Origin of the sequence: Dyella marensis, from assembly GCF_900112865.1 — a bacterium.
Taxonomy (GTDB): domain Bacteria; phylum Pseudomonadota; class Gammaproteobacteria; order Xanthomonadales; family Rhodanobacteraceae; genus Dyella_D; species Dyella_D marensis_A.
Map to the genome: position 1 here is coordinate 39457 of NZ_FONH01000003.1, position 21944 is coordinate 61400.

General features: G+C 68.5%; 21 protein-coding genes. 11 read left to right on the top strand and 10 right to left on the bottom strand.

All coding sequences use genetic code 11. The features are described 5' to 3' along the window. The first annotated feature begins 152 nt into the window (after positions 1–152). Positions 153–1667, top strand: coding sequence for an FMN-binding glutamate synthase family protein (locus tag BM172_RS05850; RefSeq protein ID WP_026635951.1), 1515 nt, complete (start codon positions 153–155; stop codon positions 1665–1667). Between the two features lie 87 nt (positions 1668–1754). On the opposite strand, the gene BM172_RS05855 is transcribed toward BM172_RS05850, so the two are convergent. The 4 genes from BM172_RS05855 to BM172_RS05870 form a co-directional block, all read right to left on the bottom strand. Then, positions 1755–2522: an arginyltransferase gene (locus BM172_RS05855; protein WP_081805220.1), complete on the bottom strand. Its 768-nt coding sequence runs from the start codon at positions 2520–2522 to the stop codon at positions 1755–1757. A gap of 37 nt (positions 2523–2559) precedes the next feature. Next, a complete protein-coding gene (locus tag BM172_RS05860; RefSeq protein ID WP_026635953.1) occupies positions 2560–2952 on the bottom strand; it encodes a putative signal transducing protein in 393 nt (130 codons plus the stop codon). Between the two features lie 22 nt (positions 2953–2974). Beyond that, complete coding sequence (gene tesB, locus BM172_RS05865) at positions 2975–3838, bottom strand: acyl-CoA thioesterase II (protein ID WP_026635954.1); 864 nt, start codon at positions 3836–3838, stop codon at positions 2975–2977. 61 nt (positions 3839–3899) lie between these two features. Beyond that, complete coding sequence (locus BM172_RS05870; protein WP_026635955.1) at positions 3900–4475, bottom strand: N-acetylmuramoyl-L-alanine amidase; 576 nt, start codon at positions 4473–4475, stop codon at positions 3900–3902. A gap of 66 nt (positions 4476–4541) precedes the next feature. Between BM172_RS05870 and BM172_RS05875 the strand changes: the two genes are divergently transcribed. From BM172_RS05875 to BM172_RS05885, 3 genes are all read left to right on the top strand, one after another. After that, the gene (locus tag BM172_RS05875; RefSeq protein WP_026635956.1) at positions 4542–5069 is read left to right on the top strand and encodes an alpha/beta fold hydrolase; all 528 of its coding nucleotides are present in this window, start codon (positions 4542–4544) and stop codon (positions 5067–5069) included. Next, positions 5066–7261 (top strand): bifunctional 23S rRNA (guanine(2069)-N(7))-methyltransferase RlmK/23S rRNA (guanine(2445)-N(2))-methyltransferase RlmL, encoded by a 2196-nt coding sequence (gene rlmKL / locus BM172_RS05880; protein ID WP_026635957.1) that lies wholly within the window; start codon positions 5066–5068, stop codon positions 7259–7261. Before BM172_RS05875 ends, rlmKL begins: the two co-directional genes overlap by 4 nt. A 141-nt stretch (positions 7262–7402) precedes the next feature. Further along, the gene (locus BM172_RS05885; RefSeq protein ID WP_051548860.1) at positions 7403–7765 is read left to right on the top strand and encodes a hypothetical protein; all 363 of its coding nucleotides are present in this window, start codon (positions 7403–7405) and stop codon (positions 7763–7765) included. 66 nt (positions 7766–7831) lie between these two features. Here the strand turns inward: BM172_RS05885 and BM172_RS05890 are convergent, their stop codons facing one another. Next, positions 7832–8272 (bottom strand): DUF6491 family protein, encoded by a 441-nt coding sequence (locus BM172_RS05890; RefSeq protein WP_026635958.1) that lies wholly within the window; start codon positions 8270–8272, stop codon positions 7832–7834. A gap of 236 nt (positions 8273–8508) precedes the next feature. Between BM172_RS05890 and egtB the strand changes: the two genes are divergently transcribed. Together egtB and egtD are read left to right on the top strand one after the other, a co-directional pair. After that, entirely contained in the window at positions 8509–9774 is a 1266-nt protein-coding gene (gene egtB / locus BM172_RS05895) for an ergothioneine biosynthesis protein EgtB (protein WP_035323728.1), read from the top strand. A 14-nt stretch (positions 9775–9788) separates the two neighbouring features. After that, positions 9789–10766: an L-histidine N(alpha)-methyltransferase gene (gene egtD, locus BM172_RS05900; RefSeq protein WP_026635960.1), complete on the top strand. Its 978-nt coding sequence runs from the start codon at positions 9789–9791 to the stop codon at positions 10764–10766. Between the two features lie 242 nt (positions 10767–11008). Here egtD and mfd read toward each other — a convergent pair whose 3' ends face one another. Continuing rightward, positions 11009–14467 (bottom strand): transcription-repair coupling factor, encoded by a 3459-nt coding sequence (gene mfd, locus BM172_RS05905; RefSeq protein ID WP_026635961.1) that lies wholly within the window; start codon positions 14465–14467, stop codon positions 11009–11011. A 161-nt stretch (positions 14468–14628) separates the two neighbouring features. Beyond that, positions 14629–15243: a GNAT family N-acetyltransferase gene (locus tag BM172_RS05910; protein WP_051548862.1), complete on the bottom strand. Its 615-nt coding sequence runs from the start codon at positions 15241–15243 to the stop codon at positions 14629–14631. Positions 15244–15425: 182 nt separating this feature from the next. Between BM172_RS05910 and BM172_RS05915 the strand changes: the two genes are divergently transcribed. Further along, on the top strand, positions 15426–15812 hold the full coding sequence (locus BM172_RS05915; RefSeq protein WP_026635963.1) for an MmcQ/YjbR family DNA-binding protein: 387 nt from the start codon (positions 15426–15428) through the stop codon (positions 15810–15812). Positions 15813–15835: 23 nt separating this feature from the next. After that, positions 15836–16225, top strand: coding sequence for a VOC family protein (locus BM172_RS05920; protein WP_026635964.1), 390 nt, complete (start codon positions 15836–15838; stop codon positions 16223–16225). Positions 16226–16229: 4 nt separating this feature from the next. Here the strand turns inward: BM172_RS05920 and BM172_RS05925 are convergent, their stop codons facing one another. From BM172_RS05925 to BM172_RS05935, 3 genes are all read right to left on the bottom strand, one after another. Then, positions 16230–17138, bottom strand: a complete 909-nt coding sequence (locus tag BM172_RS05925; RefSeq protein ID WP_026635965.1) for a cation diffusion facilitator family transporter — start codon at positions 17136–17138, stop codon at positions 16230–16232. 40 nt (positions 17139–17178) lie between these two features. After that, a complete protein-coding gene (locus BM172_RS05930; RefSeq protein ID WP_428844757.1) occupies positions 17179–17658 on the bottom strand; it encodes a Slp family lipoprotein in 480 nt (159 codons plus the stop codon). A 151-nt stretch (positions 17659–17809) separates the two neighbouring features. Further along, positions 17810–18685: a 23S rRNA (adenine(2030)-N(6))-methyltransferase RlmJ gene (locus BM172_RS05935; protein WP_026635967.1), complete on the bottom strand. Its 876-nt coding sequence runs from the start codon at positions 18683–18685 to the stop codon at positions 17810–17812. Between the two features lie 158 nt (positions 18686–18843). Between BM172_RS05935 and BM172_RS05940 the strand changes: the two genes are divergently transcribed. The 3 genes from BM172_RS05940 (at position 18844) to BM172_RS05950 (ending at position 21940) form a co-directional block, all read left to right on the top strand. Continuing rightward, on the top strand, positions 18844–19221 hold the full coding sequence (locus BM172_RS05940; RefSeq protein WP_026635968.1) for a hypothetical protein: 378 nt from the start codon (positions 18844–18846) through the stop codon (positions 19219–19221). A gap of 80 nt (positions 19222–19301) precedes the next feature. Further along, on the top strand, positions 19302–21011 hold the full coding sequence (locus BM172_RS05945; RefSeq protein ID WP_026635969.1) for a copper resistance system multicopper oxidase: 1710 nt from the start codon (positions 19302–19304) through the stop codon (positions 21009–21011). Between the two features lie 158 nt (positions 21012–21169). Next, on the top strand, positions 21170–21940 hold the full coding sequence (locus BM172_RS05950) for a copper resistance protein B (protein ID WP_428844758.1): 771 nt from the start codon (positions 21170–21172) through the stop codon (positions 21938–21940). Positions 21941–21944 lie beyond the last annotated feature (4 nt).

Below are 21944 nucleotides of genomic sequence, written 5' to 3' on the forward strand. Positions count from 1 at the left end.
CGAGGTTTCCGGCAGGCTTGCGGCATGCTGACGACGGCGTTTGTTTTTGCGTCCGGCGAGGCCGTTTGGCCGCCTGGCGGTTGTGCGAGGATGACCGGTCTCATCCAACCCATCGGCGCGGCGCCGGCCGCATCCTCAAGGCAGGAGCAAGCATGCAGTCCTCGGCATTCGCACACTGGCTGGTCGTCCTGGTGGAGACCTTCGCGGCGCTGTTCCTGCTGCTGCTGGCGATCGGCGTGATGGTGGTGCTGGTGGTGTGGCTGGTGGACCGCAACCAGACTTCCAACTCGGTGTTGCGCAACTTCCCGGTGATCGGGCACTTCCGCTACTGGTTCCTGCACCTGGGCGAATTCTTCCGCCAGTACCTGTATTCCAGCGACCGCGAGGAAATGCCGTTCAACCGCGCCCAGCGCATGTGGGTGTACCGCGCTGCCAAGGACGTGGAGAACACCAATGCCTTCGGCTCCACCCGCGACCTGCACGCGGAAGGCCTGCCGTTCTTCGTCAATGCGCCGTTTCCCTCACTGGGCCAGCAGCATGTGGTGCCCAGGCCGATCACCCTCGGCCCGTATGCGCGCGAGCCGTACAGCCACTCGGCCTTCTTCAACATCTCGGCGATGAGCTTCGGCGCGCTGTCGGCGCCGGCGGTGCGTGCGCTGTCGATCGGCGCGGCCAAGGCCGGCATCTGGATGGATACGGGCGAGGGCGGGCTGGCGCCGTATCACCTGGAAGGCGGCTGCGACATCGTGTTCGAGATCGGCACCGCCAAGTACGGCGTGCGCACGCCCGAGGGCAGGCTGGACGACCAGAAGCTGCTGGAGATCTGCCGGCACCCGCAGGTGAAGATGGTCAGCATCAAGCTGGGCCAGGGCGCCAAGCCGGGCATGGGCGGCCTGCTGCCGGGCGCGAAGGTGACGCCGGAGATCGCCGCGATCCGCGGCATTCCGGTGGGCGAGGATTCGCAGAGTCCCAATCGCCACCTCGACATCGGCAACGTGCGCGAGCTGATGGATGCAGTCGTGCACATCCGCGAGCTGACCGGCAAGCCTACCGGCTTCAAGGCGGTGTTCGGCGGCATGGAATGGATCGACGAGCTGTGCGAGGAAGTGCGCCGCCGCGGCATCGAGAGCGCGCCGGACTTCATCATCGTCGACGGCTCCGAAGGCGGCACCGGCGCCGCGCCGCAGACCCTGATGGAAGGCGTCGGCCTGCCGCTGCGCGAGGCGCTGCCGGCGTTGCTGAACACGCTGATCCGCCAGGGCCTGCGCGAGCGCATCAAGGTGATCTGCTCGGGCAAGTGCATCACCGCCTACGACGTGGCCTGGGCGCTGTCGATGGGCGCGGACTTCGTCAACTCGGCGCGCGGCTTCATGCTGGCGCTGGGCTGCATCCAGTCGCTGCAGTGCAACCGCAACACCTGTCCCACCGGCATCACCACGCAAAACCCCAAGCTGCAGCGCGGCCTGGTGGTCACCGACAAGAGCGAGCGCGTGTACCACTACGCCAAGAACGTGATGCACGAAGTGGGCATCATCGCGCACAGCTGCGGCGTGGACGAACCGCGCGAACTGGACCGCACGCATTGCCGCGTGATGGGCGACGACGGCATCTCGGTGCCGCTGGTACGGCTGTTCCCCTATCCGGAAGGCTACGTACCCGGCGTATGAGGCGTAGGTTGGGGTGAGCCGAAGGCGAACCCCAACGGCGCGACATCCGCATGCGCCTGTCGGGGTTCGCCTTCGGCTCACCCCAACCTACGGCATGTCCACCCAGCCATCGATGGTGCGGATCTGCAGCGGGCGGAAGTGGCGCTTGTAGTCCATCTTCGGGTGCCCTTCGATCCAGAAGCCCAGGTAGATCCATGGAATGCCGCGGCGCCGCGCCAGTTCCACCTGCTGCAGGATGGCGAAGGTGCCCAGGCCGCGCTCGGTCTCGTCGGGGTCGAAGAAGGTGTAGACCGCCGACAGGCCGTGCAGGGACAGGTCCGTCACCGCCACGCCGAGCAGGCGCGGGCCCTGGCGCAGTTCCAGGAACAGGGTGGGGCTCCACGGTGCGGTGAGGAAGCGGCGGAAGTCGCTGGCGTCGGCTTCGTCCATGCCGCCGCCGGGATGGCGCTGGCGCAGGTAGCGCTCATACAGCGCATGGCGCTCGCTGTTGTAGCCGGCCATGGACTCGACCACCTGCAGGTCGGCGTTGCGCTTCAGGCAGCGCCGCTGCGAGCGGCTGGGTTGGAAGCGTTCCACGTCGATGCGGCAGGGCGTGCAGGCCCGGCAGCTGCTGCAATAGGGGAAGTACAGGTGCCCGCCGGCGCGGCGGAAGCCGCGCTCCAGCGCCGGCCCGTACAGCTGGTCCAGGTGCGGGGCGGCCGGATCGATGACCAGGTTCTGCGCCGTGCGGTCGGGAAAATACCCGCAGGCGTGAGGCAGGGTCTGGAAAAGGCGGACGCGGTCGGAGCGCATGGCAGATTCTATGTCCGAGGCGGCTTGCCGTGACAAGCGTCTCAAATCCGCTGGGGCGGCCATACGGCCTAGCACGGAAGGCGCCGCCGGCGCCTCCGGCTCAGATCAGGCCCATGTAGCGCAGCATCACCACCACGAAGGCCCCCGCCACGGCCAGCATCACGATCCGGCGCACCCGGTTGGCCACGCTGCCGCGGCGCATCTCGGGGGTGGGGTTGCGGGCCAGGGCCAGCTCCTCGCCGTGGCGGATCACCGGCTCGATGCCCACCTCGCGCAGCAGGGTGCGGGCGCGGGTGTAGTCATCGGCCTTGCTGACCCAGACCTGCTCCCAGCGGTCGCGGTTTTCCTTGCGCTGGGAGTAGCTGAAGCGCTCGTAGCTGCGCTTGTTCCAGTTGGAGCGGTTTTCGATCGAGCATTCGATGCCGTGCTCGCCGAGCATGGCGGCGACGCGGTCGATGTTCTCGGGGCGGGGCGAGGTATAGATCTGGCGCATGCGACGAGTTTACTCCGCCCAGTCAGCTGCGCAGGCGGATCAGGCCTTCCTGCGCGGTCGAGGCGACCAGCCGCCCGTCGCGGCTGAAGATCTGCCCGCGCGCCAGGCCGCGCGCACCCTGCGCGGTGGGGCTGTCGAAGGAGTACAGCAGCCACTCGTCCACGCGGAACGGGCGGTGGAACCACAGCGCATGGTCCAGGCTGGCCATCTGCACGTTGTGCGTGTAGTACGAGATGCCGTGCGGCAGGGTGGCGGTGCCGATCAGATTGAAATCGGAAGCGTAGGCCAGCAGGGCGCGGTGCAGCACGTCCGAGTCGCCCACCGGCGCGGCCACGCGGAACCAGATGTGCTGGTAAGGCGGGCGCTTGCTCGGGTGCAGCTTGTCCTGCGGCCACACGTGGCGGAACTCGATCGGCGCCTCCAGGCCCAGCCAGCGCTGCAGCTTCTCCGGCAGCTTGGCCAGCTTGTCCGGCGGCAGCGGCTGCATCGGCGCGATGTCTTCCGGCGCCGGTACCTCGGGCATGGCGGTCTGGTGCTCGAAGCCGCTTTCCTCGATCTGGAACGAGATCGAGCCGTTCAAGATCGGCTGGCCGTGCTGGATCGCCACCACCCGGCGCGAGGAGAACGTGCCGCCGTCGCGGGTGCGTTCCACGCTGTAGACGATCGGCGCGTCGATGTCGCCGGCGCGCAGGAAATAGGCATGCAGCGAATGCGCCGCACGCGAGGGCTCCACCGTCTGCTGCGCCGCCGACAGCGCCTGTCCCAGCACCTGCCCGCCGAACACGAAACGGGTGCCGATGTCGCGGCTCTGGCCGCGGAACAGATTGTCTTCCAGGCGTTCGAGCTGCAGCAGATCGACCAGCTCGCGGACGTGGTTTTCCGTCATGTCAGAGAAATCCAGGGGATAGTGCCGAGGCAGCGCGAATTATAGCCGCCGGCCGGAATCCTCACCCTTGCGCCGTCCGAGCCGGCAGGCGATTCAGGCCGCTGCCGGCCAGCACCTGGACCCAGGGGAACATCGGACCCGGGTCGAGCTTGCGCGGCACCTCGCGGCCGGGATCGTCGCTGGCCGGCAGGCGGGCCAGGTCCAGGTCCTCGTGGCCGGCGATGTCTCTCAGATGCGGGAACTCGCCGCGCAACCGGGCCAGCAGGGCGCGCAGCGCCTCGATCTGCGCGGCCGGGTAAGGCTCGGTCATGGTCTGGTGGTCGGCATGCCACCAGTGCGGATAGCGGCCGAGGTTGACCAGCTCGATGCCGATCGAGTGCGGATTGAAGCCGCGCACGTGGTGCGCCACCCGCGTGCCGGGCACGTAGCGCCAGGTCGTGCCGTCGCGGTCGATGTAGTAATGCCCGCAGTTGCCGGTGCCGCTGTCGTGCACGATGCGTTCGCCGTACTCGCGCGCGGTGGCCAGGTCGGGCAGTTCGGTGCAGTGGATCACCACCAGGTCGACGGCGGTGGCGGGGCGCTCGGGCAGGCGGTCGACGTAGGGCAGGAAGTGGTCGCGGATGGTCGGTTCGGGCATGCGGGCGAGTCTCGCATGCGGCCCGGTATCATAGGCAACCTGCATACCCCGCTTTTGGAGACCGCGATGCGCGGCCAGATCATTCTTTCCCACGGTTCGGATTCCGGCCCGGATGCCACCAAGGTCAGCGCGCTGGCCGCCATCGCCGAATCGCTGGGCTGGACCACGCAGCGGCCCGACTACCGCGAGGACGACCGCCTGGGCTACGCCGGCTCGGTGGTCCCGCGCGTGGCGCGCCTGCGCGCGGCGATCGACGCGCTGGACGCGCCGCCGGTGCTGGTCGGTTCCAGCATGGGCGCGTTCGCCTCCGGCCTGGCTTCGCTGGAGCGGCCGGTGGCCGGGATGTTCCTGCTGGCCACGCCGGTGGCCATTCCCGGCTACCAGGCGGCCTTCGACCTGCGCCAGGACGTGCCCAGCTTGCTGATCCACGGCTGGCACGACGAGATGTGCCCGCTCGACGACCTGCACGACTTCGCCCGCCGGCGCAGCCTGCCGCTGCTGGTGCTGGACGACGTCCATCGCCTCAGTTCCAGCGTCGAGACGATCGGCGCGCAGTTCCGTCTGTTCCTCGACAGCATGGCGAGCGGCCAGTGAGCGCCTACTTCGCCACCTGCCCGAAGGGCCTCGAATACCTGCTGCGCGACGAACTGGCCGCGCTGGGCGCGGAAGACGTGCGCGAAGCGCTGGCCGGCGTGTACTTCTCCGGTCCGCTGGAGATCGCCTACCGCGCCTGCCTGTGGTCGCGCCTGGCCAGCCGCGTGCTGCTGCCGCTGGCGGAGTTCGATGCCGCGGACGGCGACGCGCTGTACGCCGGCGTGGAAGCGATCGACTGGTCGAAGCACCTGGCGGCGCACGGCACGCTGGCGGTGGAGGCGGTCACCGCGCAGAGCAAGCTCACGCATAGCCAGTTCGTCGCGCTGCGCGTCAAAGATGCCGTGGTCGACCAATTCCGCCAGCGCGACGGTTCGCGTCCCGACGTCGACACCGAGGAACCGGACGTACGCATCCACCTGCGCCTGCGCCGCGACCGCGCCACGCTGTCGATCGACCTGGCCGGCGCGCCGCTGCACCGCCGCGGCTGGCGCGAGCTGCAGGGCGACGCGCCGCTGAAGGAAAACCTCGCCGCCGCCATGCTGATCCGCGCCGGCTGGCCCGCCATGTATGCGCAGGGCGGCGCGCTGCTGGATCCGATGTGCGGCTCCGGCACGCTGCTGATCGAAGGCGCGCTGATGGCGGCCGACGTGGCGCCGGGCCTGCGCCGCGAGTATTTCGGCTTCCTCGGCTGGCTCGGCCACGACATCGCGCTGTGGCGCGGCCTGCTGGAAGAAGCGCAGGGCCGCGCCGAGACCGGCCTGCGTGCGCTGCGCCCGTGCTTCTTCGGCAGCGACGCCGACCCGCGCATGGTGCAGACCGCCAAGCGCAATGCGCAGGAGGCCGGCGTGTCCGGTTTCCTCACCCTGGATCGCCACGACGCGCTGCATGTCGCGCCGCCGCCGGGTTTCGAGCGCGGCCTGGTGATCACCAATCCGCCCTACGGCGAGCGCCTGGGCGAACGCGATGCGATGCCCAAGCTGTACCGCGCGCTGGGCGAAGCGCTGAAGCAGCGCTTCGCCGGCTGGCATGCGGCAGTGCTGGCCGGCGACGCCGAGCTGGGCCACGCCATCCCGCTGCGCGCGAGCAAGAAGTACGCGCTGTACAACGGCGCGCTGGAAACCGTGCTGCTGCTGTTCGAACTGCGTGCAGCCGATGACACGCAGCGCGAAGTAAAGCCGCTGTCGGCCGGCGCGCAGATGCTGAAGAACCGGCTGGAAAAGAACGTCCGCCACCTGCGCAAGCGGCTGGAGCGCGAGGCCATCCATTGCTGGCGCGCCTACGACCAGGACCTGCCGGAATACGCTGCGGCGATCGACGTCTACGGCAACGCCAAGGGCGGCTTGTGGCTGCACGTGCAGGAATACCGCGCCCCGGCCGACGTGCCCGCGGAGACCGCGCGCCTGCGCCTGCGCGAGATCGTGCGCGTGGCCGGCGAAGTGTTCGGCGTGCCGCGCGAGCGCATCGCGCTGAAGACGCGCGAGCGCGGCAAGGGTGGTTCCAAGTACGGGCAGTTCGACCAGCGTGGCGAATTCGTCGAGGTGGACGAGGGCGGCCTGCGCTTCCTGGTCAATCTCACCGATTACCTGGATACCGGCCTGTTCCTCGACCACCGCCTGGTGCGCGCGCGCCTGCGCGAGCTGGCGCAGGGGCGGCGCTTCCTCAACCTGTTCGCCTACACCGCCACCGCCAGCGTCTACGCGGCCGCGGGCGGGGCGCGGGATACCACCAGCGTGGACCTGTCCGGCACCTATCTGGACTGGGCCTCGCGCAATCTCGCCCTGAACGGATTCACCGGGACGAAATACCGGCTGATGCAGGCCGACGCGCTGGAGTTCCTGCGCCACGAGCGCGAGCGCTACGGCTTGATCTACGTCGATCCGCCGACGTTCTCCAATTCCAAGCGGGCCGAGGACTTCGACGTGCAGCGCGACCACGCCCGCCTGCTGCTGGCCTGCGCGGACCGGCTGGCCGGCGACGGGGTGATCCTGTTCTCCAACAATTTCCGCCGTTTCGAACTGGACCGCGCGGCGCTGGAAGAGCGCTTCGAGATCGAGGACTGGAGCGCGGCCAGCATCCCGTTCGACTTCGCCCGCCGGGCCGACATCCACGGCTGCTGGCTGCTGCGCCTGCGGGCGCAGGAGTCGCCCTGGGGCGACAGCGTGCGGCACCTGCAGAACCGAGGTAAACGGTAGGAAACCGGGCGGAAAATGCTCAGTCCGGATTCAGCCCTCCGGCCCGAGCATGAGCCCCGGCAGACAACGCCGGAACGGCCCTTTCACCTCCTTCCCGGACCGCCCGCACCGTTGCCGCCGCTCTCTCGGAGACCGAACGCCATGAACAAGTCGAAGCCTTCCAGCCTCAAGCGCGTGGTCCTGGCCGCCGCCGTGCTGCTGGGTTGCGCCGCCGCCGCCCCGTCCTTCGCCCGCAGCCACGTCAGCGTGGGTATCGGCGTCAACCTGCCGGGCGTGAGCATCGGCTACTCCGACGGCTATCGCGGTCACTATCGCCCGTACTACGGCGGCGGCTACTACGCCCCCGCGTACGCCCCGCCGGTGTACTACCGTCCGGCGCCGCGCGTGGTGTACTACGACGAGCCGGTGGTGGTGGAGCGTCCGGTGTATGTGCGCCGCGTGTACGAAGAGCGCGGCTACTACAGCGACGGCTATCGCTCGCGCCGCTACTACGACGGCGATTGATCCTCGCCGTAACGCGCAAAAAGAGAGCCCGGCCCAGGCCGGGCTCTTTCGTTTCCGCTGTCGGCGTTACGGCTTGTCGCCGTTGCTGAGGAAGCCATGCTGCTTGGCGTGCTTCTCCATGTCCTTGTACTGCGCCGCGTCGATCTTGCTCACCGACTGGATCGCGCAGGGCGGCTGGTCGCGCGAACTCACCGTTTCGCCGACCTCGCCGCAGACCGGTCCGATCGGGCCGAGGCCGATCGCACGGTTGGATTCGTTGGGACGGAAACGCAGGCTCTGGCCTATCCCTAAGCGCGGGCAATCGGCGCTGAGTTTCACCAGGTAGCGTTCCGGCCCGTTCTGCACGATCACGGTGCGCTTGTCGATCACGGCCCAGTTATTGATGCGGTCCGGACGCATGCATTCGCTGACCGGACGCATGGGTTGCCGATCGGATGCCGGGCCGTCGGCATGGGCGACGCCGGCGGCGGTCAGTGCGAGCAACAGCATGGCGGTGACGGTTTTCATGGGTTTACCTCGCTGGGGTTGATGGAACTCCCTGGTGCCACCCGTTGCCGGGGCTCTTGCATGGCGAAACCACCTACGATGATGCGCGGCATTTGAGCGCCGCCGGCCCGTCGCGTGTCAAGCCTTGGCCCTCGCCGGATCACGGAAAATGAACGGCTGCTGCGGCAAGGTATTCGGATGCGGGTCCACGAGTCGCCAAGCCCTATCCATAACGTTCGAAGGGGCATTTCGTTGCAATGGAGGCACGCGTGAGCTTGTCCGATCTCGCCGTTCGCGCCGCATCGCTGGCGCAGCGTTTCCAGCGGATCCGCAGCCGCACCCTGGGACTGTGCGTCGGCTTGAGCGCCGAGGACATGATGGTGCAGTCCATGCCCGATGCCAGCCCGGCGAAATGGCATCTGGCGCATACCACCTGGTTCTTCGAGCAGTTCCTGCTCGGCCGCGATCCGGTCTGGCGCCCGCGCCATCCCGAATGGCATTACCTGTTCAATTCCTACTACCAGACCGTGGGCCCGATGCATGCCCGCCCGCGCCGCGGCCTGCTCTCGCGTCCAAGCCTGGACGAAGTGTTGGACTATCGGCGCCGCATCGAGGACGCCGTCGCGGCACGCCTCCACGCCGGCCTCGATGAAGCCGGCGAAGCGATCGTCGAACTCGGCCTGCAGCACGAACAGCAGCACCAGGAATTGCTGCTCACCGATATCCAGCACGCGCTGTGGTGCCATCCGCTGCATCCGGCCTACGACGAAGCGCTCCCCTCGGCGCAAACGTCCACGCCCGCCACCGGCATGCGCTATGTCGACGGCCGCGAGGGCATCGTCGAGATCGGCCACAGCGGCGACGGGTTCTGCTTCGACAACGAAGGCCCGCGCCATCGCACGCTGTTGCAGGCGCACGCGCTCGCTAACCGTCCGGTGACGAACGAGGAGTTCCGCCTGTTCGTGCAGGACGGCGGCTACCGCGAATCCTCGCTGTGGCTTTCCGACGGCTGGGCCACGGTGCAGGCCGAAGGCTGGCAGCATCCGTTGTACTGGCAGGATGACCTCGACAGCGCCTATGGCCTCGGCGGCATCCGCGCGCTCGATCCGGCCGCGCCGGTCACCCAGCTCAGTTATTTCGAAGCCGATGCGTTCGCCCGCTGGGCCGGCGCGCGCCTGCCCACCGAAGCGGAATGGGAAAGCGCCGCCGCCGCGCAACCGTTGCGTGGCAATCTGCTGGACGAGCGTGCACAACCGCCGCGCGCCGCCACCGGCGACGGCCTACTGCAGATGTACGGCGACGTGTGGGAGTGGACCGCCTCGCCCTATGTCAGCTATCCCGGCTTCCAGCCGTTGCCCGGTGCGCTGGGCGAATACAACGGCAAGTTCATGAACGCGCAATGGGTGCTGCGCGGCGGCTCCTGCGCCACGCCGCGCGAGCATGTCCGCGCCACCTACCGCAACTTCTTTCCCGCCCAGGCGCGCTGGCAGTTCGCCGGCTTGCGCCTCGCACGCGACCGGTAAGAGAGCCACTCACGATGAGCCTGCAAGCCCTGGAACCCCGCGACGACGACCGTCGCCCACCTGCCAGCGAACTCCTGGAGATCGTCCAGCGCGGCCTGCGCGCGCAACCGAAGCGCCTGCCGTCCTGGCTGTTCTACGACGAGCGTGGCAGCGAACTGTTCGAGCAGATCTGCGAGCAGCCGGAGTACTACCTCACCCGCGCCGAAATCGCCCTGCTCGAAACGCATGCCGGCGATATCGCGCGGACCCTGGGGCCGGACGTGCGCCTGGTCGAATACGGCAGCGGCAATGCGGTGAAGACGCGCCAGCTGCTGGAGCACCTGGCCTTCCCGGTGTGCTACGTGCCGGTGGAGATCGCCTCCGAGGCCCTGGCCGCCAGTGTGCGGCGCCTGGCCGAACGCTTCCCGTCGCTGCCGATGCAACCGCTGCATGCCGACTTCACCCGCCCGCTGCGCCTGCCGATCCCGCCGCGCGCGCCGCGGCGCACGGTGATCTATTTCCCCGGCTCGACCATCGGCAACTTCGAGCAGCGCGAGGCGATCCAGCTGCTGCGCACCATGCGCGACGAGATGGGCGAGGCCGGTGGTGTATTGATCGGCGTGGACCTGAAGAAGGATGCCGCGCGCATCGAGGCCGCCTACAACGACGCCGCCGGCATCACCGCCGAGTTCACCCTCAACATGCTGGCACGCCTCAATCGCGAGCTGGGCAGCGACTTCCATCTCGATGCGTACCGCCACCGTGCGCACTACAACCCGCTGGCCGGGCGCATCGAGACGCACATCATCAGCACGCGCGAGCAGAAGGTGCGGGTGGGCCGCATGCTCGCCAGCTTCGGCGAGGACGAGGCGATGCTGGTGGAGTACAGCTGCAAGTATTCGCCGGAAGACTTCGCCGCGATGGCGCACAAGGCGGGGCTGGAAGTGGCGAAGGTCTGGGTGGATCCGGAGCAGTTGTTCTCCGTGCAGTACCTCGTCCGCCGCGCCGGATAATCCGGCGCAGGTTGGGGTGAGCCGAAGGCGAACCCCAGCATGGCGGTACTCGTGCGAGGCCCGTTGGGGTTCGCCTGCGGCTCACCCCAACCTACGCGACTCAGCGTCATCCCGGCGCAGGCCGGGATCCAGTAACGGCGTCGCTTGATTGTCGCGATATATTCAAAGGCCGCGCTTCCGGCGCTGTGGCTCGCATGAAGCATGACGCCACTGGATCCCGGCCTGCGCCGGGATGACGAGCTTCAAGCCGGCCGCCGCGCGCCCAGCTGCACCAGAATCTCCTGCGCCGTGCGGATCCGCTCCGCCGCCCCCGGCAATTCCAGCAGCACCTTCAGCTTGTCCTGCCCATCCAGCTTGTAGACGCGCGGCTGCCCCTGGATCAGGCGGATGATCGCCATCGGGTCGACTTCGGGCTTGTCGCGGAAAGTGATGCGCCCGCCGTTCGGCCCGAAGTCCAGCTTGCGGATGCCCAGCGGCGTCGCCATCAGCTTGAGGCCGGCGATGGCGAACAGCGTCTTGGTCGGTTCCGGCAGCAGGCCGAAGCGGTCGATCATTTCCACCTGCAGGTCGCGCAGCGCTTCGTCGTGGCGCGCGCTGGCGATGCGCTTGTACAGGGTCAGGCGGGTGTGCACGTCGGGCAGGTAGTCGTCGGGGATCAGCGCCGGCAGGTGCAGTTCCACTTCGGTCTCGTGCTCGGAGCTGAGGTCGAAGTCCGGCACCTTGCCCGACTTCAGCGCGCGCACCGCGCGCTCCAGCAGTTCGGTGTACAGCCCGAAGCCGATCTCCTGGATCTGGCCCGACTGCTCGTCGCCCAGCAGCTCGCCCGCGCCGCGGATTTCCAGGTCGTGCGTGGCCAGCGTGAAACCCGCGCCCAGTTCCTCCAGCGAGGCGAGTGCTTCCAGGCGCTTCTCCGCATCGGCGGTCATCGCCTTGCGGTCCGGCACGATCAGGTAGGCATAGGCACGATGGTGCGAACGGCCGACGCGGCCGCGCAGCTGGTGCAGCTGGGCCAAGCCGAAGCGGTCGGCGCGGTCGATGATGATGGTGTTGGCGGTGGGGATGTCGATGCCGGTCTCGATGATAGTGGTGCACACCAGCACGTTGAAGCGCTGGCGATGGAAATCCGCCATCACCTGTTCCAGTTCGCGCTCGGCCATCTGGCCGTGGGCGATGCCGATGCGCGCCTCCGGAATCAGCTCCTGCAGCTCGCGCGCGGTGCGCTCGATGCTCTCCACTTCGTTGTGCAGGAAATACACCTGGCCGCCGCGCGCCAGCTCGCGCTGGAACGCCTCGCGCACGGTGGCCGGGTCCCAGGCATTGACGAAGGTGCGCACCGCCATGCGATGCGCCGGCGGCGTGGCGATCAGCGACAGATCGCGCAGCCCGCTCATCGCCATGTTCAGCGTGCGCGGGATCGGCGTGGCGGTCATGGTGAGCAGGTCCACCTCGGCGCGCAGTTTTTTAAGCTGCTCCTTCTGGCGCACGCCGAAGCGCTGCTCCTCGTCGACGATCACCAGGCCGAGATCCTTGAAGCGGATATCCGGCTGCAGCAGCTTGTGCGTGCCCACGATCACGTCGATCTGGCCGTCGGCCAGGCGCTTCAGCGCCTCGTTCACTTCCTTGCTCGACTTGAAGCGCGACAGCACGTCCACGCGCACCGGCCAGTCGGCGAAGCGGTCGGCGAAGTTGCGGAAGTGCTGCTGCGCCAGCAGGGTGGTCGGCACCAGCACGGCAACCTGCTTGCCGGCGGTAGCCGCGGCGAAGGCGGCGCGCAATGCCACTTCGGTCTTGCCGAAGCCGACGTCGCCGCAGATCACTCGGTCCATCGCGCGCGGCGCGGCGAGGTCGCCGAGCACGGCATCGATCGCCTGCGCCTGGTCCGGCGTTTCCTCGAACGGGAAGGTGGCGCCGAATTCCTCCACCAGCTGGCGGTCGATCGGCAGCGATTGGCCGCCGCGCGCTTCGCGCTGCGCATAGATGGCCAGCAGTTCCGCGGCCACGTCGCGCACCTTCTCTGCGGCCTTGCGGCGCGCGCGTTCCCAGGCGTCGCCGCCCAGCGAATGCAGCGGCGCCAGTTCCGGCGCGGTGCCGGTGTAGCGGCTGACCAGGCCCAGCTGGGCCACGGGAACGTAGAGCTTGTCGCCCTTGGCGTATTCGATGGTGAGGAACTCGCCCTCGGTGCCGCCCAGCTCCATCGAGACCAGGCCCTGGTAGCGGCCCACGCCGTGGTCGACGTGCACGATCGGCGCGCCGATGGTCAGCTCGGTCAGGTCGCGGATGATCGCGTCCGGATCGCGCGCGGCGCCGCGGCGGCGCTTGCGCTCGGTGCGCACGCGCTCGCCGTACAGCTCGCGCTCGGTCAGCACGGTGATGGCCGGCGACTTCAGCGCGAAGCCCTGCTCCAGGCCCGCGATGGCGATGGCGAACTTCGGGCCGGCGCCGTCAGCCGCCAGGAAGCGCGGCCAGCCGTCGATGCTGTCGGGCTTCAGGCCCGCCGCGGCCAGCGTCTCGATCAGCGCCTCGCGGCGGCCGGCCGAATCGGCGGCGATCAGCACGCGGCCCGGATAGCTGGCGAGGAAATGCCGCAGCGAGGTGCCGGGTTCTTCGCCCTTGCGGTTGAGCGGCAGTTCCGGCGCCGGCTGGGTGCCGACGTCGGCGGCGTGTTCGTGGCCGCTGGCGACCACTTCCACGCGCAGCCGGCGGTTGAGCTGCTCGCGCAGCTGTTCCGGCGGCAGATAGAGCTCCGCCGGCGGCAGCACCGGGCGCTCGATGTCGTGCGCGCGCTGGTCGTAGCGCTCGCCGGTCTGCTGCCAGAACTGTTCGGCCGATTCCAGCGTACCTTCGCCGAGCAGGAACACCGCGCCGTCGCCGAGGTAATCGAACAGGGTGGCGGTCTGCTCGAAGAACAGCGGCAGGTAGTACTCGATGCCGCCGGGCGTCACGCCTTCCTTCATGTCCTGGTAGAGCGGGCAGCGGCGCACGTCGATCGGGAAGCGCTCGCGCAGCTTGCCGCGGAAATCCTTGGCGGCCTGCTCGGTGAGCGGGAATTCGCGCGCCGGCAGCAGCTCGACTTTTTCCACCGGCTGTTGCGAGCGCTGCGTTTCCGGATCGAAGCTGCGGATCGATTCCACTTCGTCGTCGAACAGCTCGATGCGGTAGGGCTCGCCCGCGCCCATCGGGTAGATGTCGATCAGCGCGCCGCGCACGGCGAAGTCGCCCGGCTCGGCCACCTGCGGCACGTTGCGGTAGCCGGCCGCTTCCAGGCGGCGCTGCTCGGTGGACAGGTCCAGTTTCTGGCCCTTCTTCAGCACCAGGCCGGAACCGGTGACGTGGCTGTGCGGCGCGATGCGCTGCATCAGCGTGGCCACCGGCACCACCAGCACGCCGCGCCGGGTCGAGGGCAGGCTGTACAGGGTGGCGATGCGCTGCGAGACGATCTCCGGATGCGGGCTGAAGATGTCGTAGGGCAGGGTTTCCCAGTCGGGGAAATGCAGCACCGGCAGGTCGCCGGCGAACAGCCGCAGTTCGTCCTCCAGCGCGTGGGCGCGCTGCGTGTCGCGCGTCACGGCTACCAGCAGCCCGGCATGCGCGCGGGCGGTTTCGGCGACCAGCAGGGCGCGCGCCGAGCCATGTGGCGGCGTCCAGTAGCGGCGATGCTTGGGCGTGGTGGGAAGCGGCGGAAAGGGAATGGGGCTGGGCATGTGGCGCTGGCGTTTCCGTGGCGCTGCCGGGACGGCCGCACCGGTGAAAGCGGGCAAGTGTAACGCGAGCGCCCCGGCTGGCCGGGGCGTCGGAAGTCATATGGGAGTTTGCCGCCGCGTGTGCGAGACCCGCGTGGAATGCTCTGCCGGAGCCGGCCGGATCAGAGCCGCAGCGCGATCTGCGTGGTGCCGGGCTCTTCCGGGCTCAGGCGGCGCACGAAGCCCAGTTCCTTGCACAGTTGCAGCATCGGGCGGTTTTCCACCAGCACATAGCCCCACAGCTCGGACAGGCCACGGCGGCGGCAGTCGTCGACCAGGCGCTGCATCAACAGGGCGCCCAAGCCGACGCGGGCCCAGTCGCGTTCCACCAGCACCGAGAACTCGGCGCTGTTGGCCGCCTCGTCCACATAGATGCGGCCCACGCCGCGCATTTCCGCCGGCTGCACGGTCTCGTCCATCAGCACATAGGCGCTTTCGATGGCCGGATCGACCCGGCTCAGCCGCTGCGCCATCGGCGCCGGCAGCTCGGACATGGCGTGCAGGAAGCGACGGCGGATGTCTTCCGGCGACAGCCGGCCGAAGCAGCGCTGCAGGGCGGCCACGTCGCCCGGCTCGATCGCGCGCAGGCGCAGCTCGCGGCCGTCGCGGGTCGTTACCAGCTCGCCCTTGGCGGACGTGCGGACCTCGGCCAGCCGGGGGCGGGCGAAACGTTCGCTGCTGGGCGGGGGCAAGGGGCGACGGGCGGGGGACATATCGGTAAGAAGGTTTGCAGCCATGTTCCGTACTTTACCGTATTGTGTGCATCGCAACATGAACAAAACTGTCGTCGGGGCGCGGCCTTACGACGCAGTCCGGTTCGTTCATGTTGCGAGCCGGCATGTCTGTCGGAGACGCATCCAGGCCAAATCGCCACAATGCGCGGACGGTCGGCCAGGCGGCGTCGGCAAGGAGTGAAGGCATGGGCAAGGCCGGCAAAGGCATCACCGCGGTTCAGCTGGAGGCCCTGTGCGGGGCCTGGCCGGGGGTGACGCGCGACATCAAATGGGGCGAGGACCTGGTCTTCAGCGTCGGCGGCAAGATGTTTGCGATCACCCGGCCCGACACCGCCGCCTACGGCCAGCGACTGGCCCTCAAGGTGGCCGACGAGCGCTTCCTGGAACTGACCGACCAGCCCGGCATCGAACCCTCGCCCTACCTGGCACGGGCGCATTGGGTCGCCGTGACCGAGCCGCAGCGCTTCGCCACCGCCGAGCTGGAAGCGATGGTGCGCGACTCCTACGCGCTGGTGCGCGCCAGGCTCACCAAGAAACTGCAGAAGGAGCTGGGGCCGTTGCCCTGGCTCTGATCCCCCATCCCCCTGGAGACAACATGAAACAGCATCTGGGCGCCCTGGCGCTGCTCGTGGCCGACTACGACCAGGCGATCGCCTGGTACACCCGCGTGCTCAACTTCGAACTGGTCGAAGACACCCGCCTGGACGATGAAAAGCGCTGGGTGGTGCTGGCGCCGCGCGGTTCCAGCGAAACGCGCCTGCTGCTGGCGCGCGCCTCCAACGAGGAGCAGCGCGCCTCGATCGGCCACCAGGCCGGCGGCCGCGTGTTCCTGCTGCTCCATACCGACGATTTCTGGCGCGACTACGAGCGCATGAAGGCCGCCGGCTGCACCTTCTGCGAGGAGCCGCGCGAGGAGGCCTATGGCTTCGTGGTGGTGTTCCAGGACCTGTACGGCAACAAGTGGGACCTGCTGCAGCGCAAGTAGCGTTTCAGTCCGCCACGTCGGGCTCGAAGAAACTCCACGCCACGTCGGGGAAGCGCGCCTTCATGGCGCGCTCCACCGCATTGATGTTGTGGACCAGCGCGAGGTTGTCCGCCGCCGGCGCCATGCGCGCCTTCACCGAGACCATCACCTCCGGGCCCAGCTGCAGGGTGATCAGGTTCAGTACTTCGGCGACTTCCGGGCGCCCGGCGAGGAAGTCCAGCAGCTCCTGGCGGCGGCGCGGTTCGACACCCTGGCCGATCAGCAGCGCCTTCACCTCCACGGCCACGGCGATGGCCACTACCACCAGCAGTACGCCGATGGCGATCGTGCCCACGGCGTCGAACAGCAGGTTGCCGGTGAGGATGGTCGCCAGGATTGCCAGCAAGGCCAGCGCCAGGCCGAGCAGGGCGGCGAGGTCTTCGCCGAAGATCACCAGCAGCTCGCTCGAGCGCGTCTGCTTGAACCATTGCCACAGCCCGAGCCCGTCGCGCGCCTTGTTCACTTCCTGCATGCAGCCGCGCATCGAGATGCTTTCCATCACGATGCCGAACACCAGCACGCCCACCGCCAGCCACGGGCGCTGCAGCGGCTCAGGCGAACTCAGCTTGTGCACGCCTTCGTAGATCGAAAACATGCCGCCCACGCTGAACAGCAGGATCGCCACCAGGAAGGACCAGAAATACAGCGCGCGGCCCCAGCCCAGCGGATAGTCCTCGCTGGGCGGACGCTTCGCCTGGCGCATGCCCAGCAACAGCAGGCCCTGGTTGCCGCAGTCGGCCAGCGAATGGATCGCCTCGGCCAGCATCGCGCCGGAGCCGGTCAGCACCGCGGCGGCGAGCTTGCTGACAAAGATGGCGAAGTTGGCGCCAAGCGCCAGCAGGATCGCCTTCAACGAATTCGCGTGACCGGACATCGATTCTTCCCTGAAATCCTGTGTAGTGAATAAGCGCGCGTCAGCGGATGCCGACGCCCACGCCCACGCCGAAATGCACGTTGTTCTTGCCGCTGTTCAATTCGCTGGTAGTCCACACGTGCGACTGGTTCACCTTCACCAGCGGGAATACGTAGGGCGCCTCGCCGACCTTGCCGGCACGGCTGCCGCTGATCTGGCCATCGACGGTCACCAGCGCGCCGGCCGGATAGTCCATCGATTCCACGTAGCCCGGCATGGTGGCGATGAAGCGGCCCAGGCCGCTGTCGTTGGCCTTGGGGCGCTGCGAGCCGTCGAGCGGATAGGCCAGCACTTCGATCTCGCTGTGGTCGGGCAGGTTGTTCACCGCGACCACGCGGCCGCCCCAGATCACCGGCGCGTTGCTGTAGCGCTCCGGCGCCTCGGCCACGTTGAACGGCGCGGCGGCGACGGTGCCGGTAGACTTGTAGATCGGCGCGGGCGCACAGGCGCTCAGGCCGAGCAGGGCGGCGATGGCCGCCAGGCGAAGGACGAGGTTGGCGTTCGGCGTGCGCATGGTCGGTCTCCTGCTTGCGTCAGAAGGTCGGGATCGGAACGGCCCGGATCGAGTGTCCGCGCGCGGGCGCGAACGCGGCGCCAAGCTTAGCCGTGCGGCGGGGCGGCGCGATAGCGGCTCAGTCCGCTTCCTGCACCAGCCAGTCCAGGCGCCAGCTGGCCGGGCGCTCCTGCGAGAGCAGCCGGCTCATGGCGCGCAGCGGTTCGCGCAGCACCTCGTCGAGCTTCCACGGCGCATTGAGGATGACCATGCCCGAGCCGTTGAGGCGCAGCGGCGAGTCGTCCGGCCGCAGCAGCAGCTCGGCGCGCAGCGCGCGGCGCACGCCGCTGTGCTGCACCCAGCGCAGGAACGGCTGCACCTGGCTGCGCAGCTTGATCGGATACCACACCGCATACATGCCGGTGGGCCAGCGCTGCAGCGCGCCCTTCAGCGCCTGCTCGATCACCCGGTATTCGGCTTCCTGCGCCTCGTAGGGCGGGTCGATCAGCACCAGGCCGCGCTTTTCCTTCGGCGGCAGCAGTGCCTTCAGGGCTTCGTAGCCATTGCGCTCGTGCACGTGCACGCGGCGGTCGTGGCGGAACAGCTCGCGCAGGCGGGCGGCTTCTTCCGGATGCAGTTCGCACAGCTGCGCGCTGTCGATGTCGCGCAGCGCGCCGGCCGCCTGCAGCGGCGAGCCCGGATAGAGCCGCAGCCCGTCCTCGTTGCCCGGCAGTTTCAGGATCGCGTCCAGCCAGTGCCGCAGCAGCGGCGGCAGCGGGCCGGCATCCGGACCCTGGTGCAGGTCCGGGAACAGCAGGCGGGCGATGCCCTCCTTGTATTCGCCGGTCTTGCCCGCTTCGGCGCCGTCCAGCGCGTAGCAGCCGCTGCCGGCATGCGTGTCGACCAGGCAGAACGGCGTGGACTTGGCTTTCAGCGCATCGATCAGCGCGAACAGCACGGAGTGCTTGAGGACGTCGGCGAAGTTGCCGGCGTGATAGGCGTGGCGATAGTTCATCCCGCCATTGTAGGTTGGGGTGAGCCGCAGGCGAACCCCAACGTGACGGCAACGCTGGGGTTCGCCTGCGGCTCACCCCAGCCAGCGCCATGCGGCGAAGCCGCTTGAAGCCAACTCCAGAGTTGTTCCACCCGATACCCGCTGGCATGCTCCGGCCTATGTTCCATCGCCTCTTCCCATCGCTACGCCGCTCCCGCGCCCTGTTCGCGCTGGCGCTGTGCGCGTGGCTGCTGCTGGCGAGCATGGCCTGGGCCGCGGGCGGCTGCTGCGACAGCATGCAGCCGGCGCCGGCGAAGGCGATGAGCATGGACGGCCATGCCGGCATGCATGGCATGCACGATGCGCAACCCCCGGCCCCGCACGGCCATGGCCACTGGGCCGCGGATTGCACCTGCGCGCATGCGCCGGCCAACCTGGCCGGCGTGGCGAATGTCGCCGCCGCGCATCCTTCGCCCGAGCGCCTGGGCTTGCCTCGTGGCAGCGAAGCGACGCCACAACCGCCCGCCAAACCTCCCTTGAGGCCTCCGTCGGCCTGATCTCCGTGACTTGCGCGGCCGTCTCGCGGCCGTTGTTTCCCATGCCTGCACGGCAGGCACGAGCATGACGGAGCATCACCATGAACAAGCAGTATCCCCACGGCATTCACCTGCCGCGGCGGCGTTTCGTGCAGGGCCTGGCCTTGGGCGGCGTGGCCGCCGGCCTGGGCCTGTGGCGCGGCGACGCGCTGGCGCAGCTGGCCGCCGCGCCGCGTGCCGAACTGAGCGGCACGCACTTCGAACTGGAGATCGGCGAGCTGCCGGTCGACTTCACCGGCCGCCGTCGCATCGCCACGGTGGTCAACGGACAGTTGCCGGCGCCGCTGCTGCGCTGGCGCCAGGGCGATACCGTCACCCTGCGCGTGCGCAACCGCCTGGCGGTGGCCAGTTCCGTCCATTGGCACGGCATCGTGCTGCCGGCGGACATGGACGGCGTGCCCGGGATCAGCTTCGACGGCATTGCGCCGGGCGGCGAATACCTCTACCGCTTCACCGTGAACCAGGCCGGCACCTACTGGTACCACAGCCATTCGCGCTTCCAGGAACAGGTCGGCCTGTACGGGCCCATCGTGATCGAGCCGCGCGACGGCGAGCGTCACGTTGCGCAGCGCGACTACACCATCCTGCTCAGCGAATGGACCGACACCGACCCCGAGCGCATCTACGCCAACCTCAAGAAGCAGAGCGACTACTACAACCTCGGCAAGCGCACCGCCGGCGATTTCCTGCGTGACATGCGCCGGCAAGGTCTAGGCGATGCGCTGGCCGAGCGGCGCATGTGGCAGCAGATGCGTATGGATCCCACCGACCTGGCCGACGTCTCCGCCATGGCCTACACCTATCTGGTCAACGGCAGCACGCCGGCGGGCAACTGGACCGGCCTGTTCGATGCGGGCGAGAAGGTCCGCCTGCGCTTCATCAACGGCTCGTCGATGAGCTTCTTCGATGTGCGTATCCCCGGCCTGAAGATGACGGTGATCGCCGCCGACGGCCAGCCGGTCGAGCCGATCACCGTGGACGAATTCCGCATCGGCACGGCGGAGACCTACGACGTGATGGTGGAGCCTTCGGCCGACCGCGCCTGGACCATCTTCGCGCAGAGCATGGATCGCAGCGGCTATGCGCGCGCCACGCTGGCGCCGCGCGCGGGCATGGCGGCGGAAGTGCCGCCGCTGGATCCGCGGCCCTTGCTGGGCATGGGCGACATGATGGGTTCGATGGGGCACGGCGGAACGGGTCATGACATGGGCGGCATGAGCCACACGGGGCATGAGACGGGGTCGATGCCCGTCTTGAATACCGGCGTCGAAGTGGATATGCGCGTACCGCAACCGCGCCGAAACCTCGACGATCCCGGTGTGGGCCTGCGCGACACCGGCCGGCGCGCATTGACCTATGCCGATCTGCATGCAGTGGATGCGCCGATCTCGCCCGAGGTGGATCGCGAACTGACCTTGCGCCTCACCGGCAATATGGAGCGCTACCTGTGGTCGTTCGACGGCACGCGTTTCTCCAACGCGCAGCCGTTGCATCTGAAGCACGGCGAGCGCGTGCGCATCACCCTGGTCAATGACACCATGATGACCCATCCGATCCACCTGCATGGCATGTGGAGCGAGCTGGAGAACGAGGCGGGCGGGTTCCAGGTGCGCAAGCACACCGTGGTGGTGCAGCCGGCGCAGCAGCTGAGCTATCGCGTCAACGCGGATGCCGTCGGCCGCTGGGCCTATCACTGCCATCTGCTCTACCACATGGAAGCGGGCATGTTCCGCGAAGTGGTGGTGGCATGAAGAGGACAGGCAACGCCTTCGCCACCCTGCTGTTGGCGCTGCCGCTCGTGGCGATGGCGCAGGAGGGCATGGAAGGGCACGAGCACCATCATCCGCAGGCACCGGCGAAGCCTGCCGCGCATTCGCACGACGCGATGGACGCCATGCCCGGCATGCAGATGGGGCCGGAGCAGGCCAAGGACGAACATGCCGGCCACGCCATGCCCATGCCTGCGGCACTGCCGCCGAACGATCACGTCGCACCACCGCCGCCGCAGCACCAGCCCGCGCCGATGCCGCCGGAGCACATGGCGGACATGATGCAGATGGACGATCTGGCCAGGCGCGGCATGTGGCTGTTCGACCGGCTCGAACGCACGCGCGGCGTCGGCGGCGATTACGCCACCGCGTGGGAAGCCGAAGGCTGGTGGGGCAGCGATACCGACCGTGTGTGGTTGCGCACCGAGGGCGAGCGCAGCGCGGAGGGCACGCACGATGCACGCGCCGAGGTGCTATGGGGTCATGCCTTCAGCACGTTCTGGGATTGGCAACTTGGCGTGCGCCACGATTTCGGCCATGGTCCGGACCGCCAGTGGATCGCCGCCGGCGTGCAGGGGCTGGCGCCGTACTGGTTCGAAACGCAGGCGACGTTCTACGCAGGTCCTCAGGGCCGCACGGCGCTGCGCCTGCAGGCCAGCTATGACCTGCACTTCACCCAGCGCCTGATACTGGCTCCGAATCTGGAACTGAACTTCTACGGCAAGGACGACCCGCTGCGCGGTATCCGCGCCGGCTTGTCGGAAACGGAAGCGGGCCTGCGCCTGCGCTACGAATTCAGCCGCCGCTTCGCGCCATACCTCGGCGTGAATCACACGCGGCGTTTCGGTGAACCCACCGCGCTGCCGCGTCGGGAGACGACCTGGCTGGCCGGCATCCGGCTCTGGTTCTGAAGGA

Bases quoted from the DNA above. Each gene is read 5' to 3' on its own strand.
- BM172_RS05920 (WP_026635964.1), top strand. From the start codon at position 15,836: ATGAAACAGCATCTGGGCGCCCTGGCGCTGCTCGTGGCCGACTACGAC.
- BM172_RS05910 (WP_051548862.1), bottom strand. From the start codon at position 15,243: ATGGCTGCAAACCTTCTTACCGATATGTCCCCCGCCCGTCGCCCCTTG.
- BM172_RS05890 (WP_026635958.1), bottom strand. From the start codon at position 8,272: ATGAAAACCGTCACCGCCATGCTGTTGCTCGCACTGACCGCCGCCGGC.
- BM172_RS05945 (WP_026635969.1), top strand. From the start codon at position 19,302: ATGAACAAGCAGTATCCCCACGGCATTCACCTGCCGCGGCGGCGTTTC.
- BM172_RS05850 (WP_026635951.1), top strand. From the start codon at position 153: ATGCAGTCCTCGGCATTCGCACACTGGCTGGTCGTCCTGGTGGAGACC.
- BM172_RS05855 (WP_081805220.1), bottom strand. From the start codon at position 2,522: ATGGCCGCCCCAGCGGATTTGAGACGCTTGTCACGGCAAGCCGCCTCG.
- BM172_RS05935 (WP_026635967.1), bottom strand. From the start codon at position 18,685: ATGAACTATCGCCACGCCTATCACGCCGGCAACTTCGCCGACGTCCTC.
- BM172_RS05915 (WP_026635963.1), top strand. From the start codon at position 15,426: ATGGGCAAGGCCGGCAAAGGCATCACCGCGGTTCAGCTGGAGGCCCTG.
- BM172_RS05860 (WP_026635953.1), bottom strand. From the start codon at position 2,952: ATGCGCCAGATCTATACCTCGCCCCGCCCCGAGAACATCGACCGCGTC.
- BM172_RS05940 (WP_026635968.1), top strand. From the start codon at position 18,844: ATGTTCCATCGCCTCTTCCCATCGCTACGCCGCTCCCGCGCCCTGTTC.
- BM172_RS05950 (WP_428844758.1), top strand. From the start codon at position 21,170: ATGGGGCCGGAGCAGGCCAAGGACGAACATGCCGGCCACGCCATGCCC.
- tesB (WP_026635954.1), bottom strand. From the start codon at position 3,838: ATGACGGAAAACCACGTCCGCGAGCTGGTCGATCTGCTGCAGCTCGAA.
- egtB (WP_035323728.1), top strand. From the start codon at position 8,509: ATGGAGGCACGCGTGAGCTTGTCCGATCTCGCCGTTCGCGCCGCATCG.
- egtD (WP_026635960.1), top strand. From the start codon at position 9,789: ATGAGCCTGCAAGCCCTGGAACCCCGCGACGACGACCGTCGCCCACCT.
- mfd (WP_026635961.1), bottom strand. From the start codon at position 14,467: ATGCCCAGCCCCATTCCCTTTCCGCCGCTTCCCACCACGCCCAAGCAT.
- BM172_RS05925 (WP_026635965.1), bottom strand. From the start codon at position 17,138: ATGTCCGGTCACGCGAATTCGTTGAAGGCGATCCTGCTGGCGCTTGGC.
- BM172_RS05870 (WP_026635955.1), bottom strand. From the start codon at position 4,475: ATGCCCGAACCGACCATCCGCGACCACTTCCTGCCCTACGTCGACCGC.
- BM172_RS05875 (WP_026635956.1), top strand. From the start codon at position 4,542: ATGCGCGGCCAGATCATTCTTTCCCACGGTTCGGATTCCGGCCCGGAT.
- BM172_RS05885 (WP_051548860.1), top strand. From the start codon at position 7,403: ATGAACAAGTCGAAGCCTTCCAGCCTCAAGCGCGTGGTCCTGGCCGCC.